Raw genomic sequence first — 14,259 nt, forward strand, 5'->3', positions numbered from 1 at the left:
TGTAAATTACAGGTTGATCAAGGATGCAATATTTTCACATATGCCATTACAAAAAAAGGAGACCGTTTTAAAACAATCTCCTGTATGTCACAATATTTTCAAATTCTACATAGGGTCTCATAACTCGAATTGGTCTCTGAGATTCTGATAGTTGGAATCCCCAGGCGATAAAAGTCTTATATAAAACTATAAAAAAGCCGTTTCAACGAGTTATGAAACGACCGTATTGTATAAATGTATTAATATTAAATGTATATCCAAAAACGTCATTATTATATTTTCTCTGCGAACTTTGCTCAATGAAATGCCTTTGCGAAACTTAAAAAAGCTAAAACAGCATTATTGTAATTAATAGTTGAGGACTTTGCGTTTAAAATTTACAATATGATTGAAAACGGATATACATTTAAAATTATTATTTCCCAGCTACCTCAACAATTGGGTTCCCGATATTTCCGCTTGGGAATTGAATGTGCAACAATGCTGATAAAGTTGGTGCAATATCGGTCATGCTGTATTCTTTATTGCTTTCACCGTTTTTAATTCCCCAACCCATAAAGATCAAAGGAATATGTGAATCGTAGGAATTCCAAGAACCATGAGTAGTTCCTAATTTCGAATACGTCGGCAACCAAGAATCGTGGTAAATCACTTGAATATCACCACTTCGTTGCCAGTTGTATCCATTGACAATTCGGGTTCTGATAGGCTCTGGAACGGACGATGAACCCGCTTTTTTCATATCTACGGCAAACAAAACCGATTTGTCTTTGTTCAAGATATCAATTAAATATTGTTTGACTTTGTCAACATCCAATTTATTTTCTGTCATTAATTTTTCATCCAGGTAAACTTGATTGTTGGTTATTTTGGTAATCAATTTATCAACTTTAAATTGATCTTTTAACATCAAATTAAATTCTTTATTGTCTTCACCATAAAAACCAGTTGGCATTTTATGTTCGTCCATAAATCCTTTTGCATGTGCACCACCGTGATCTGCAGAAAGGAAAACCGTGTATTGATCTTTTCCAACAGTTTGATCTAAATAGCTAAAGAATTCTGCCAAATCCCGATCTAATCTTAAATAAACATCTTGAACTTCAATAGAATTAGGTCCAAATTTATGTCCGGCATAATCAGTTGACGCTAAATTAACGGCAAGAAAATCGGTGATCGCATCTGCTCCTAACTGTTCGCCTTTAATGGAAGCTTTGGCAATATCAAGCGTCAAGGTATTTCCAAAAGGAGTAGAACGAATATCTCCCTTACTCGATTGATACTCAGTAGCTAAATTACTATACGGAAAGGTTGGCGTTTTTGATTTTCCCTGCAGTCCTTCCCAAGCTGAATTGTCTGGTGAACTTTCTGTGTATTCTCCGATCGGAAGCAAAGTATTCCAACCGTTTTTAACCAGCTGCTCACCTATCTTAAGTTTATTGAAATCATTCACCCATTTTGGCAATTCATTCATATAATAAGAACTTGTCACAAAATTTCCTGTAGTATCATCAAACCAATACGCTCCAGTTGGATTATGTCCGGCGGGCAGAATGGAGGCACGGTCTTTCAAAGAAACGCCTACCACTTTTGCTTTAAAATTGGTTGCCAATAAAAGTTCATCTGAAATGGTGGTGGACCATAAATTTCTAGGAGAATGGTTACCGACTTTGGTACTGGGAGTTCCCACTGGTTTTACAGTATCATCACTTGTACAGTAAACATTTTTACCAGTTTCTTTATCGAACCAATCATTACCAGCAATACCATGAATCGCTGGAACTGAACCAGTGTAAATAGTAGTATGACCAATCGCAGTATAAGTTGGGATATAATTAATATGAACATTATTCAAAGAATATCCTTGATTCAATAATCTTTTGAATCCATCATTCCCATATTTTTCATAATAGCGATAAAGATAATCCCAACGCATTTGATCCACAACTAATCCGACCACCAATTTAGGTCTGTCAACTTGATTGGGTTTATTTTTTTGTGCATTGAATCCTGAGCACATCACGGCCATAAGAACGATGCTTAATTTTTTGAACATATTTTGATAATTATTATTTGCTAGTTTTTAAAGATAAACACAAATTTAAGGATTAATTCTAAAGAGGCGAATGAACATTCTATTAACTTTCCAGTTTAACTACGTTGATCAAAAAAAACCTAAAATACAATTACATTGAACCATTAAGATTTGATGAAAGGATTAAGAATATTAAAATTTCCTTCGGTAATTGCTCGCGGAATATAATTTGTGAATTCTTAAACTTCTTAGGGAGATTTAGATCTTATCATTCGAAAATCTTAAAAAGCCTTCGACAAGCTCAGTCTAACAGTTTTAGAATAGTTGGGTACGATGAAAGATTTGTAAAATTGAAAAAACAATCTGCCGGGATTTCTAGCCCAGATGGGAGCGGCATCCCGCGAATCTGCGAAAGCAGTGAGCGGATATAGCGGACAGCTGGACGGGTTTTGTAAGAAGCGAAAATCTTGTTGCTCCAAAAAAAAACGCACCTTCGAAAAGATGCGTTTCTATATTTGAGATTGATTTTCTTAGAATTTCAAATCACCATTCACCTCACGAACCGCTTGTGCAGCAGAAGCGAATTTTTCTTTTTCAGCATCAGTTAAACTGATCTCAACGATTTTCTCAACTCCATTTGCGCCAATGATCGCAGGTACTCCAAGGCAAATATCGCTTTGACCGTACTCTCCGTCTAACATTAGTGAACAAGGAATCATTTTTTTATGGTCGCAAAGGATCGCCTGAACCATTACAGAAACGGCTGCACCTGGCGCGTACCAAGCGGAAGTTCCTAATAGTTTAGTTAAAGTTGCTCCACCAACTTTGGTTTCTTCGGCAACATGATCTTGTTTTGCTTGGTCTAAAAATTCAGTTACCGGCACCCCATTTCTGGTTGCTTTACTCATCAAAGGAAGCATTCCTGTATCACTGTGAGCTGCAATTACCATTCCGTCAACGTCTGAAATTGGACATTCTAAAGCTTCTGCTAATCTGTATTTGAAACGTGCAGAATCTAAAGCTCCACCCATTCCGATGATTTGATTTTTTGGAAGTCCAGAAGTTTTGTGAACCAGATATGCCATGGTATCCATTGGATTAGAAACTACGATGATGATTATGTTTGGTGAATGTTTTACCAAGTTTGCGGTAACATCTTTCACGATCCCGGCATTGATCCCGATTAGTTCCTCACGCGTCATTCCCGGTTTTCTTGGAATACCTGAAGTAATTACAGCAACTTTTGATCCAGCAGTTTTGCTGTAATCGCCAGTGGTTCCGGTAATTTTAGTATCAAATCCATTTAGAGAAGCGGTTTGCATTAAATCCATGGCTTTCCCTTCGGCAAAACCTTCTTTAATGTCAACTAAAACAACTTCTGCTGCGAAATTTTTCATCGCAATGTATTCTGCGCAACTTGCGCCAACTGCTCCTGCTCCAACTACGGTAACTTTCATATCTTTTTATTTATTAATTTTATTTGTGATATGGAAACGTTTGTTTTCATATGTAAATTTTTATTGATTTTTAAAGGTCATATGGAAACTGACGTTTTCATATCTTTTTATTTATTGATTTTATTTGTGATATGGAAACTTGCGTTTTCACATCTAGATTTTGATTTATTTAATGAAATCCAAATTTACGAAATGTTAAAGTTGTGAGCAATATTTGACCTTATTAAAGTTTTACCGCACTCTAATTTATTTCCTAATATATCAAACACATTGTGGTCATCGTAATTAATTACCTTACATCAAGTGGTTTGGCAAAGAGTATGCTGTAACTTTGTTTCAACTAAAAATGAAGAATGGGTTTTTCCAAACGTTTGCACGAAGGTTATTCTAACCGAAAATATGATATTGATAAAAAGAAAATTGAGAGTTTTATTGACCGATTTTTTCGTTTCATCTTTTTTTTGGAATATCAGCGGTGCTCCGAACTTACCGATATTGAAGTTCGTTTAAATAACTTTAAAACTGAATTTAATGAAATTTTATTCTCGGTGACCGAAGAGAAAGATGATGTTCAAACCGATGATTTTTTTCAAAGTTTCCCTAGAATTTATCAGTCGCTAGAAAATGATGCGCAGTCTATTCTAGATAATGATCCAGCGGCTAACAATCTTGAAGAAGTCATGTTTTCTTATCCGGGATTTTTTGCAATCACTGTTTATCGGTTCGCCCACGAACTTTATAAAAGCAACATCCCATTAATTCCAAGAATATGGACCGAATTTGCACACAGCAAAACAGGAATCGATATTAATCCTGGTGCAACAATAGGTGAAAATTTCTTTATTGATCACGGCACAGGAATTGTGATCGGGGAAACGGCAATTATTGGAAACGATGTGAAAATTTATCAAGGAGTTACTTTGGGGGCGCTGTCTGTAACAAAAAACCTGCAGCATATTAAGCGACATCCTACGATTGAAAACAACGTGGTTATTTATGCCAATGCTACAATTCTCGGCGGTGAAACGATCATTGGAGAAAATTCTGTCATCGGCGGAAATGTTTGGATCACAGAAAGTGTAACACCCAATTCAGTGGTTTTTCATAAAGGGCAAGTCACCGTAAAGAACAAGCTCCCGGGAAACGAACCCATTATTTTTAGCATCTAACAGACCTTATTTAAGTCTATATAATTATTAAAAATTCACCATTAACTTTTTAAATACCATTTATGAAACTGAACAATATATTAGAAGCCATCGGAAATACGCCGGTCGTAAAAATCAATAAATTATTCCCGAACAACGTTGAAGTTTGGATGAAACTTGAAAGACAAAATCCCGGTGGAAGTTTAAAAGATCGAATTGCCTTTGCTATGATTGAAAAAGCGGAACAGGACGGGGAAATTAATAAGGACACTTTAATTATAGAACCTACTTCTGGAAATACTGGTGTTGGACTAGCAATGGTTTGTGCGGTAAAAGGATACAAACTAGTTTTGGTAATGCCTGAAAGCATGAGTGTAGAACGCAGAAAATTGATGAGTTCATATGGTGCTCAGTTTATTTTGACGCCTAAAGAAAAAGGAACTTCTGGTGCGATTGCTAAAGCGATGGAGATGGCAAATGAAATAAAGAATTCTTGGGTTCCACAACAATTTGAAAATCCTGCCAATCCGGAAATTCACGCGAAGACGACTGCTCAAGAAATTTTAAATGACTTCCCGGACGGAATTGATTACCTGATCACAGGCGTTGGAACGGGCGGACATATTACAGGAGTGACAGAAATTCTAAAACAGAAATTCCCGAACATGAAAAGTTTTGCGGTAGAACCAACCGATTCACCAGTGATTTCCGGTGGCGCTCCAGGCCCGCATCCGTTGCAAGGAATTGGTGCTGGCTTTGTCCCAAAAGTTTTGAATACCGAAATCTTGGATGGTACCATTGAAGTGGAAAAAAATGAAGCTTTTACTTTTACCAAAAGATTGGCAGCGGAAGAAGGAATTTTAGGAGGAGTTTCTACAGGTGCATCATTAGCAGCAGTAAATAAAAAATTGGCAGAAATCCCAGAAGGTTCTAGAATTTTGACGTTTAATTATGATACCGGCGAGAGATATTGGTCGGTAGAAGGGCTTTTTGAAGAGAATATTTTCAAAGGTTAAACGAAATAATTGACTTGACAAACTAAAAATCCTGCGACTATGCAGGATTTTTTTTATTTAAATAATTTCTGGCACTTTGGACAAACGTACGTTTTCGTACTTCCTACCGTTTCGATGATAATTGGAGTTTTGTCTTTTGGGCAGTTTTTCTTTTCAAAGATCAAGGCGTTTTTTTCGACGCTATCAGTTTTTAATAAAGTCAAAAACTCTTCGGCATAATCCTGAACCATTTTTAATAAGAAAATTAATTTCTTTTCTGGAATTGATTTGATTAAACTATCAGGATGAATTTTTGCGTGGTACAAAGTTTCCGTTCTAATGATGGGACCGACGCCAGCAAGAATATTTTGGTTTAATAAAGCCTCCCCAATACTTTCTTCAAAATGGTTCGTTTGCCATTCATTTAAAATAAAGTCGGCATCAAATTCTGCTTTTGAAATATCGATTTTGAAATTAAAACAGTCGCTCGGTTTTCCTTTTTTAACGGATATTTCAGAATCATAGAAATTGATCTCATTCTCCTCAAAATGGAAGGAAAAACTGGCTGCAATTTTCTTTCGTTTATTAACCAAAACATTTCCGACTAAACGAACTTCAATCGCAACAAAAAAATCTTTAAAAACGAAAAGGAAATTTTTACCATAAGTCTGAATATCGATGAGTACTGAATTAGTAAACAAGGATCCGTCGACTTCTGCCTTGCCAGAAACTTTTGAAACCGTTTTCCCTTTGTACCGTTGGAGTTTATTTTTAAGAAAAAGTATGGATGGTCCTTCTGACATGGTGTAAAATTTTAATAAAATAGATTGCTCAGCAAAAGTAAAGAAATTAAATGCGGAATATTAGGAGTAATGCGTTGCCGATTTAATTTAAAGGAAAATATCTTCTGAAAGTGTAGATCATTAAAAATAACCATGAATATCCGAGGCAAAATCCGCCCAGAACGTCGCTGGCATAATGTACATGCAGATAAACGCGGCTAAATCCTATCATAAGAGAAAGCAAAACCAAAAAAGTCATGGCGATATTTTTCCAGATTTTGGGTAAATCGGTGAGCCACATAAAATAAGCTAATGTTCCGTAAAAAATAAAACTGAACGTAGCATGACCACTGGGGAAACTGAAACTTTCTTCTCTGTATAATATCGGATAAGGCGGTCTTGGTCTTTCAAAAAACATTTTCATTACATATATAATGAATAAACCTCCCGTTCCCGCCACAAACGTGAACAACGCTTTTCTGTAAAATTTAAAAAGAACCAAAATACCTATCAATAATGGATAGGCAATTTTCATCAACGTAACCGAAGAAAGCTGCGTAATGGCGTACATAGAACATGTCAACTGATCACTTATCAAATATTTTTTGAAAAATTCGAAAACCAGGAAATCGATGGTTTCTTCTTTTTCTAAAATAATTTCATTCGTAATTACGGCAAAAATCACTAGAGCCAAAACAAAGAACAAAACCGATAGCAATAGTTTTGCCGAATTATTATGATAATAATCTTTAATAAAACGAACCATAAGCGATTACTGGCTTTATATGTTTTTTTTAAAAAGTTGTCTTCCTAAATTATAAAAAAGACAAAACTATAATAATTAGATTGATGTTTTTTATTTCTCTTCGTCGAAATAAAGACGGTAATATTTTCCTTTTTCATCGCTCCCCTGCTCGATCATTTTGCGATCTCCATGTACATAAATACTGAAATTTTTATCGAGTTTGATGATACTTTTAAATCCACGGCTCTGTTTTTTTACCGCAGATTCATTTATAGCAAAATCTTCTGAAATAGAAACCTGCATTTCCTGTTCGTAATCAGATTTAAAGTTGCTGAAACTTTCAATCACATTTTCGTCTTGCAAAACCTCCTTTGTAAATTCTTCATAATCAAATTGTTCTCTTTCCTTAAAGAATTCAATTGATTTATTAAGAAACTCCGCCTGATCCGCTTTTGTAGTTTCGTATTCCTGTGGAAGTTGTTTGGTGATGAATTCTTTGTAAACGGACAAAGTTTCCTGAGTGTGGAAATATTCGTTATCGCGTTGTTTTACTTTCAGAAAATCTTCAAACCAGTAATATTGATCTCCGTTCTTATTATTATCGATCACCGAAACAGCAAAACCAGATTCTTTGAAGCTATTATAGATGATACAACCTTTATCGAGTTTGGCTAATCCAATTCCGTAATCTTTTTCAATATCAAAAGCATCTCCTTCAGGAAATATTTTCAGAAAAGGAGTTTTATTTTCGGTTTTAAAAATTCCAATGGAATCGATTTTTTCACCGTCTGTCTCTTCCCCTTCAAAATAAGCTATAAATAATTCTCCTGGCTGAACCCTTGGATTTTCAGTAATATCATAAAGATGTTCTGCAATCATCTCAGATTCTTGTTTGAATCTCGAAATGTCTTCAAAAATCTCTGATGCAGAACTGTAAACTGGATTATTTACCAGATAGCTGTCACTGTAAAATTGAAATTGCTCCTCTGATTTAAAACCTTTTAAGAAAAAATCCTCCAGCATTTCTTTGAATTCTTCGTCAAGCTGATATTCTTCTTGTGAAAGAATCAAAGATTCCTGATTGATTTTATTTCCGACTTTATGAATGATTATTTTGCTGAGCATTATTGAAATTTTGTGTCTGCAAAGATATTTTTAAAAGATCGAAGCAGGAAATTTTTAGAGAAAAATATCTTTTTGGGATCCGTTTTTATATAAAAATTGAAAAAGTTAAGATTGTAATAAAAATATTAAACTTTCAAAAAAAAGAAAACCGTGGAATTATTGTTGTTTTAGCAGAAGCAACTAAACATTAATCAAAAAAATTGAATATGAAAAAGGTAAAAGTGATAAATACACAGAAAGCAGTGATTGCTGCATTATTTTTTGGAGCGGTAACTTATGGTTACGGACAGAATACTTTAGGCACAAAGGACACTATTAAAGTTGAAGAAACAGCACCAGTTGAAGCATCTCAGCAAAATCCAACGATTGAGGTTCTGAAAAAACAAGTGGAAGCGAATGCGAACGATACTGAAGCTTTGGTTAAACTAGCAACTGCCTATCAGGATACTCAGGACTGGAATAATACTTTGGCCACATGGACAAAGATAACGACTTTGCTGCCTGACTGGGCCCCGGCTTACTATAGTAAGGCTTATGTCTATCAAACAATGAAAGATGAGGAGAATGCAAAAAAGGAGTACGAGAAATATATCGTTACAGTAAAACCAGCGGAACTAGAAGCGAATAAAAAAAATCTAGCTTATGCACATTTCTTTGTAGCTTATCAATTACAGAAAACTGACAAAGAGCAAGCAAAGCAAAATATTGCAAAGTCGCTACAATATGACGCTGCCAATGAAGATGCAATTAAATTAAATGCATTACTTAATCAATAAGCAGATATTGCTGTAACAAAAGCACTACATTATTTAGTACATTAATTCCCCAAGTTCTCACTCGGGGAATTAATGATTTATAACATTGTCACATGATATTTAGTGAGCGTTAGAGATTACGTTAAACTTTTTAATAATCTTTAAAAAGTACATCATTTCCTTCATAAGAAGATTGAAGTCGCTTATAATTATATCTTTATTTCTCCCCGAAAACCTTCTGGATAGTTGCCAAATCAGCTTTATTAAGTTTCGATGTTTTCTCTAATTTAGCAATAAAAATTGCAATTTCTTCGGTGGTCGATGGGCATCCTAGGTTATCACCGTTTGCATCAAACGAGTTTTCCAACACTTCACCGTTGCCATTAATAAATACAAAAAAAGGTAAGCCAGCCGTTTTTCCACCATATTTTGCCATCCATTCTTCTCCGTTTGGATTTTCTAACTTTTCTTTTTCACCCCTTTCTAAAACGTCTAAAGATGCCAGCACATAATTATCATTGAATAGTTTTTGCGTTTCTGGTAAAGTCATTTTCTTCTCCATCTTTTTACACCAGCCACACCATGAAGCATGAAAGAAAACCAGCACATTTTTATTTTCAGCTTTGGCCTTTTTCTGAGCATTTTCAATAACAACTTCAGCTGCTTCTTGCGAGAATACATTTTGCATAAAGCAGAATAAAAAAGCGATCAATAAGATTTTGGTATATTTCATTGGAATTAATTTTAGATGTAAATGTAACAATTTTTTGAACTTATAATCTTTTGATAAAAAAATTCCCCAAGTTTTCACTCGGGGAATATCTATTATAAGTTTTTTTAAGTCTTATTTCACTTCTTCAAAAATAACGGGTATTGTAAATCAATTGGTTATGATTTTATGGTACAAATAAGGTATTGAATAAATGACATATCGATACTACTTTACTAAGTCTAAACACTCTATTTTTCCAATAAATCAATGAACAACAACCATTTAACAAAAATAATGTGCGCACAATATATCTTATACATTACAAATATGAAATTTCACCAATATCGGATCAAGGATCTAAGAGTTCATCCTTTTCATTTAATAAAGGATTTATCCATCTTGCTTTTTTAATACCCCATTCAAAATAGTTTTTCTCTTCATCAGTAAAAAGATTTTTCGATAAAAGATATTCTCTTCGCTCATTCAGATAATATTCAATCTTTTTAGAGTTATCGAGATCATCAGAAAATTTTATTAATTTTTCTAATTTATTCTTTTCATCTTCCCGCTTTTGCTTCAGTTCTTTTTCTTTTTGTAAGTTTAATTCATAAAGCCTACTCCATTCATCACGTCTTATTTCTTCCTGCTTTTCCACATCTGCGTACGCTTCTAAGTAAGCCACTATACGAACTAATTTATCTTCCAAATTAACAGTTTTAACATCAGACCACTGTTTTGTTGAATATGTATCCTGATAAGCTTGTATTGCTAAAATATCTGTTTTAATATACTGTCTGGTTGAATATGTTCCTTTCGGACCTTGGATATAGTTGCCTAGTTGCCGAATATTAAAATGAAGCTGGATGGTATTAATAACTACTACCGTATTTCCATAATTATCTAAAGCGAATTCATGTCCCCGATGCTCAAGAAGTCTACACATAAAATCTAAAATTCTGAAAGCTCTGTTTTGAAGATGTTTTTCAACATGAACGCTGAAACAAAGCGTCGGCGTACCTTTACTTTCAATAATTGATATTTTTGGATTACTTCGGGACTGCGCATTTAATGTAATAAAGTGTGGAGAAGTAAGCCGAGTGGAAATTTCTAAAGGTGCATTTTTATCAACTAAAATCTCTTTCAATCTTTTTTCAATTAAATCTTTTGGAATACCACTAAACATCTTTTTTATTTTTTTAGAACGAGATTTAACAATCTATTGTTTTTGATTTCCAGCAAAAAGTAATTTATGCTTTAATCTCACCAGATAAAATTTTCTATTTTTTTTTGATAAGACAAATTTCTACGAAAAAATTACTTTCCATTTGTTTCATTTAAAGCTTTACGCATAATAATTCTAATCCATTCAGGAGCTAATTTGATATCATGTTCCAAACGATTAGGGTCTTCTTTTTTTAGATGTTCTAAAATCTTTTCAATTTCGATATCCGTAACATTCTCCTTTCCTATATCTTTGAGTGCCTGAATGACAATCCCACTAAAAATTCCAATAGCGGCAAGATTTTTAGGACTGGCTTTTTTGAAAACAATACTTCGATTCCCGACCTTTATTGTTCTAGCTGATCCATCCGTTAAGTAGACTAAATTCGTTGGAATTTGAGTTGATAACCGCAACATATTTAGAGCTAAAGAACCAGTAGGAAAAATTCGAGCTTTGTCTCTCTTCCTTATAGATTCGGCAATTTTTTCTGCTGTTGGCGAAATCTCACCCAAGTAATTCTCTTTTATTAAAATAGCAAAAATGCCGCGTGCAACTCTAGAAAGTTCATTTTCATTCACCAAACGCTCTAATGCTTTTGAAACGGCTTTATAGTTTCCAAATGAAAGAAAATCTTCTGTATAAAAAAGCGAACCCCTATTCGCTTTTTTAATTTTTTTAAGTATTTTACTATCAATGCTTTCCATTGCTTAAACTAATCGATTTTGTCGCAAATTTAGTAAACATTTGCGACAAAAATTGCGTTGTTTTGTATATTCAGTTCAGTAGCAGTAAATTTATTTTACAAATTTACCTCTACTGAACGCTTTCGAATTGTTTACTTATTCCGGTTCAACACGCTAATTACTAGTCGTTTCACGGTTTCCATTTCTTCTGGTTTACTTGATGCAATAAATAGCGTTAAACTTGCTAAAGTATCATTGCCTATAATCAGTTCTTTTTGAGCGTTATAAAGCATTTGATTGCTTTGCAAAAATTTCAGAAAACATGCTGCAGCAATTCTTTTGTTGCCATCTACGAACGAATGATTTTTCACAACTAAGTACAAAAGCATGGTCGCTTTCTCTTCCAAGGTTGGATAAAAATCGTTTTCTCCAAAACCTTTTTCTATTTGGGCAATGGAACTTTGAAAATTTTGATCCTTTTCCTTTCCAAAAACCTGCGAATCAAAATCTACCACCATTTTGTTGATGAGTTCTTGATAATCTTCTCTTGTTGGATAAAGTGCTTGTTTTTTCGTTAAACCTTTAGCATCTAATTGCTCGTGATCATAATCATCTAATAATTGTAATCCTTTAGAAAAAATAGACAACCATTCATTTTCCTCCGATTTTTGTTCAATGGCTCTGCTTAGAATCTGAATTCCATTTTTCAAAAGTTGAACTTCCTGTTCTTTTTGGGCTAATCTTTTTTCGTTGATGGAGTAACCTTTTACCAAATATTCTTTTAAAATTTTATTTGCCCAGATTCGGAATTGTGTTCCTTGCTTGGATTTTACTCTATAACCAACTGAAATTATTACATCCAGATTATAATATTTCACATCTTTAGACTGGCTCTTCCCTTTAATAGCACCATGTTGAGTGGTGTGTCGGAAATCCCGACATACCACTTCTTCTACAAGTTCTCCTTCAGTAAACACATTATTTATATGTTCAGTAATTGTAGTTCTTCCTTTTCCAAACAATTCTGCCATTTGTGCTTGTGTAAGCCAAACCGTATCCTGCTCAAATTGTACATTTATTTGAGTAGAACCATCATTGGCTTGATAAATTTCAATTTGGTTTTTAATTTTCATTAATCTATTTTCAATATAAAAAAGCGAACCCCTCTTCGCTTTTTAATTTTTATCAAGTAATTTAATAGCAATACTTTACATCACTTAAATCGATAAATATTGTCGCAAATTTAGTAAACATTTGCGACAAATAATTTATCACAATCTTATTAAAATTCATCTCCAATACGCTGATAAAAAATGGCAATTTAATACATTTATTCGTTGGAAGAAATTTAAGAGTGTTTAATTAATAAAGTTTCAAAAAAGCCTCCTAAAAGATAATTCTGATCAAATATCCTCATTGATAGATCTGCTTTAGGCATCCAAACTCTACCTAATTGTACAGCTAATGAAATTGGTATTGCCGGAAATATATTTAAAACTACATCTTGTCCGTGTATTTTCTTTATTTCCCTAAAAGCTTCTTTCATTTTCTCTCCAAAATCAATAATCTGTTTTCTTGATTTTATAATGTCGTTATCTGGGTTTACAATATTGATACTGTATATTGCAACATCCTCACCTAAAACTTTTGTAATCCTTTCGTCAGCAATTGAATCGCTTAACTCTAACTTCAAAGCAACCTGAGTTTTTATATATGCTGGAGATACGAAATTATAAATTGTTTCTATATCGTCATCAAATTTCCAAGTATCTGGATTTCTTCTCTTTTGACGTATATCTACGGAAGTAATATCATTCAAGAGAACACCTAATTTTATCAATAATGGTATTGGAGCAAAACCAAATAATGAGATATGCTTAACGTCGCCACTATTTAATAATGGATATAACAAACGATCAAATCTCCTTTGAAGATTGCCCAATTCAAAATTCCAGAAATTTAGATCAGAATCTTTATTTAAAGTATTCACCGTTCCCAAATCAATATTAGCTGCAATTGCTGGATAGTAATCAGGCAATAATGATTGACTGATTATACTATATTGTACATTGGGGGTATGAGTTCCAATGTTTGCGTTTAGAGTAACAATATGACTTTGCTTGTCCGATGATATATTACAGGCATTTGCAACTCGATTTTCATGTTCGGCTTTCATCTCTAAAAGTAAACTTTCGGGATTGCCAATTACATCATCTCTATCAATTAATCGATGATGAGTGTCGCATAACAACATCAAATTAGTAATGTCATCTGCAAGCAATGTCGATCTTGTAATACAACCCCTTGGACCACCTGCTACATCAGCTACAATATGAGCAATATATGACTGATTGAAGTTTCTTTTAGTTAAAATATCCGTATGTAATATCTGATTACACCCTCTATATTGACAACGCCCACCAGAGATTGCCCAAAGCATAAACTTATTTTTATTATCGATAGATGTAACACTCATATTTTCCTTTACTTTTTAATTAATTATTAATGAACTAATTCTGTTCTACCACTTAAGCGAATTTAGTATCGTCTTGTATTATTAGGTATTTTAAAATTTAACATCATTTTGCTTTTCTGGATAA

Annotated in this window: 13 protein-coding genes; 3 read left to right on the forward strand and 10 right to left on the reverse strand. The window is 33.7% G+C overall.

Annotated elements, in window-relative coordinates:
- Window positions 1–415: 415 nt before the first annotated feature.
- Window positions 416–2,056 carry an alkaline phosphatase PafA gene (pafA, locus tag FNJ88_RS03100; RefSeq protein WP_143851688.1) on the reverse strand — a complete coding sequence of 547 codons (1,641 nt, stop codon included), beginning with the start codon at window positions 2,054–2,056 and terminating at the stop codon, window positions 416–418.
- Between the two features lie 509 nt (window positions 2,057–2,565).
- The gene (locus FNJ88_RS03105) at window positions 2,566–3,492 is read right to left on the reverse strand and encodes a malate dehydrogenase (protein WP_143851689.1); all 927 of its coding nucleotides are present in this window, start codon (window positions 3,490–3,492) and stop codon (window positions 2,566–2,568) included.
- 353 nt (window positions 3,493–3,845) lie between these two features.
- On the opposite strand from FNJ88_RS03105, the gene epsC reads away from it, so the two are divergent.
- Window positions 3,846–4,661, forward strand: a complete 816-nt coding sequence (gene epsC, locus FNJ88_RS03110; RefSeq protein WP_143851690.1) for a serine O-acetyltransferase EpsC — start codon at window positions 3,846–3,848, stop codon at window positions 4,659–4,661.
- A 62-nt stretch (window positions 4,662–4,723) separates the two neighbouring features.
- A complete protein-coding gene (cysK, locus tag FNJ88_RS03115; protein ID WP_143851691.1) occupies window positions 4,724–5,656 on the forward strand; it encodes a cysteine synthase A in 933 nt (310 codons plus the stop codon).
- A gap of 53 nt (window positions 5,657–5,709) precedes the next feature.
- Here cysK and FNJ88_RS03120 read toward each other — a convergent pair whose 3' ends face one another.
- From FNJ88_RS03120 to FNJ88_RS03130, 3 genes are all read right to left on the reverse strand, one after another.
- Entirely contained in the window at window positions 5,710–6,438 is a 729-nt protein-coding gene (locus FNJ88_RS03120; RefSeq protein WP_143851692.1) for a hypothetical protein, read from the reverse strand.
- Between the two features lie 82 nt (window positions 6,439–6,520).
- Window positions 6,521–7,183: a phosphatase PAP2 family protein gene (locus tag FNJ88_RS03125; protein WP_143851693.1), complete on the reverse strand. Its 663-nt coding sequence runs from the start codon at window positions 7,181–7,183 to the stop codon at window positions 6,521–6,523.
- Between the two features lie 90 nt (window positions 7,184–7,273).
- Window positions 7,274–8,287 (reverse strand): nucleoid-associated protein, encoded by a 1,014-nt coding sequence (locus tag FNJ88_RS03130; RefSeq protein WP_143851694.1) that lies wholly within the window; start codon window positions 8,285–8,287, stop codon window positions 7,274–7,276.
- A gap of 206 nt (window positions 8,288–8,493) precedes the next feature.
- On the opposite strand from FNJ88_RS03130, the gene FNJ88_RS03135 reads away from it, so the two are divergent.
- Window positions 8,494–9,063 (forward strand): tetratricopeptide repeat protein, encoded by a 570-nt coding sequence (locus FNJ88_RS03135; protein ID WP_143851695.1) that lies wholly within the window; start codon window positions 8,494–8,496, stop codon window positions 9,061–9,063.
- A gap of 196 nt (window positions 9,064–9,259) precedes the next feature.
- On the opposite strand, the gene FNJ88_RS03140 is transcribed toward FNJ88_RS03135, so the two are convergent.
- The 5 genes from FNJ88_RS03140 to FNJ88_RS03160 all read right to left on the reverse strand — a co-directional run bounded on the left by FNJ88_RS03140 (window position 9,260) and on the right by FNJ88_RS03160 (window position 14,135).
- On the reverse strand, window positions 9,260–9,775 hold the full coding sequence (locus FNJ88_RS03140; protein ID WP_143851696.1) for a thioredoxin family protein: 516 nt from the start codon (window positions 9,773–9,775) through the stop codon (window positions 9,260–9,262).
- A 328-nt stretch (window positions 9,776–10,103) separates the two neighbouring features.
- The gene (locus tag FNJ88_RS03145) at window positions 10,104–10,937 is read right to left on the reverse strand and encodes a hypothetical protein (RefSeq protein ID WP_143851697.1); all 834 of its coding nucleotides are present in this window, start codon (window positions 10,935–10,937) and stop codon (window positions 10,104–10,106) included.
- A gap of 131 nt (window positions 10,938–11,068) precedes the next feature.
- The gene (locus FNJ88_RS03150; RefSeq protein WP_143851698.1) at window positions 11,069–11,680 is read right to left on the reverse strand and encodes a DUF6088 family protein; all 612 of its coding nucleotides are present in this window, start codon (window positions 11,678–11,680) and stop codon (window positions 11,069–11,071) included.
- 131 nt (window positions 11,681–11,811) lie between these two features.
- Entirely contained in the window at window positions 11,812–12,792 is a 981-nt protein-coding gene (gene rhuM, locus FNJ88_RS03155; protein ID WP_143851699.1) for a virulence protein RhuM/Fic/DOC family protein, read from the reverse strand.
- A 215-nt stretch (window positions 12,793–13,007) separates the two neighbouring features.
- Window positions 13,008–14,135 carry an HNH endonuclease gene (locus FNJ88_RS03160; RefSeq protein WP_143851700.1) on the reverse strand — a complete coding sequence of 376 codons (1,128 nt, stop codon included), beginning with the start codon at window positions 14,133–14,135 and terminating at the stop codon, window positions 13,008–13,010.
- Window positions 14,136–14,259 lie beyond the last annotated feature (124 nt).

Source organism: Chryseobacterium sp. SNU WT5 (assembly GCF_007362475.1).
In the GTDB taxonomy this organism is placed as follows: domain Bacteria; phylum Bacteroidota; class Bacteroidia; order Flavobacteriales; family Weeksellaceae; genus Kaistella.

Coding starts and splice junctions, on each gene's coding strand:
- pafA (WP_143851688.1), bottom strand. CDS start 2,056: ATGTTCAAAAAATTAAGCATCGTTCTTATGGCCGTGATGTGCTCAGGA.
- FNJ88_RS03105 (WP_143851689.1), bottom strand. CDS start 3,492: ATGAAAGTTACCGTAGTTGGAGCAGGAGCAGTTGGCGCAAGTTGCGCA.
- epsC (WP_143851690.1), top strand. CDS start 3,846: ATGGGTTTTTCCAAACGTTTGCACGAAGGTTATTCTAACCGAAAATAT.
- cysK (WP_143851691.1), top strand. CDS start 4,724: ATGAAACTGAACAATATATTAGAAGCCATCGGAAATACGCCGGTCGTA.
- FNJ88_RS03120 (WP_143851692.1), bottom strand. CDS start 6,438: ATGTCAGAAGGACCATCCATACTTTTTCTTAAAAATAAACTCCAACGG.
- FNJ88_RS03125 (WP_143851693.1), bottom strand. CDS start 7,183: ATGGTTCGTTTTATTAAAGATTATTATCATAATAATTCGGCAAAACTA.
- FNJ88_RS03130 (WP_143851694.1), bottom strand. CDS start 8,287: ATGCTCAGCAAAATAATCATTCATAAAGTCGGAAATAAAATCAATCAG.
- FNJ88_RS03135 (WP_143851695.1), top strand. CDS start 8,494: ATGAAAAAGGTAAAAGTGATAAATACACAGAAAGCAGTGATTGCTGCA.
- FNJ88_RS03140 (WP_143851696.1), bottom strand. CDS start 9,775: ATGAAATATACCAAAATCTTATTGATCGCTTTTTTATTCTGCTTTATG.
- FNJ88_RS03145 (WP_143851697.1), bottom strand. CDS start 10,937: ATGTTTAGTGGTATTCCAAAAGATTTAATTGAAAAAAGATTGAAAGAG.
- FNJ88_RS03150 (WP_143851698.1), bottom strand. CDS start 11,680: ATGGAAAGCATTGATAGTAAAATACTTAAAAAAATTAAAAAAGCGAAT.
- rhuM (WP_143851699.1), bottom strand. CDS start 12,792: ATGAAAATTAAAAACCAAATTGAAATTTATCAAGCCAATGATGGTTCT.
- FNJ88_RS03160 (WP_143851700.1), bottom strand. CDS start 14,135: ATGAGTGTTACATCTATCGATAATAAAAATAAGTTTATGCTTTGGGCA.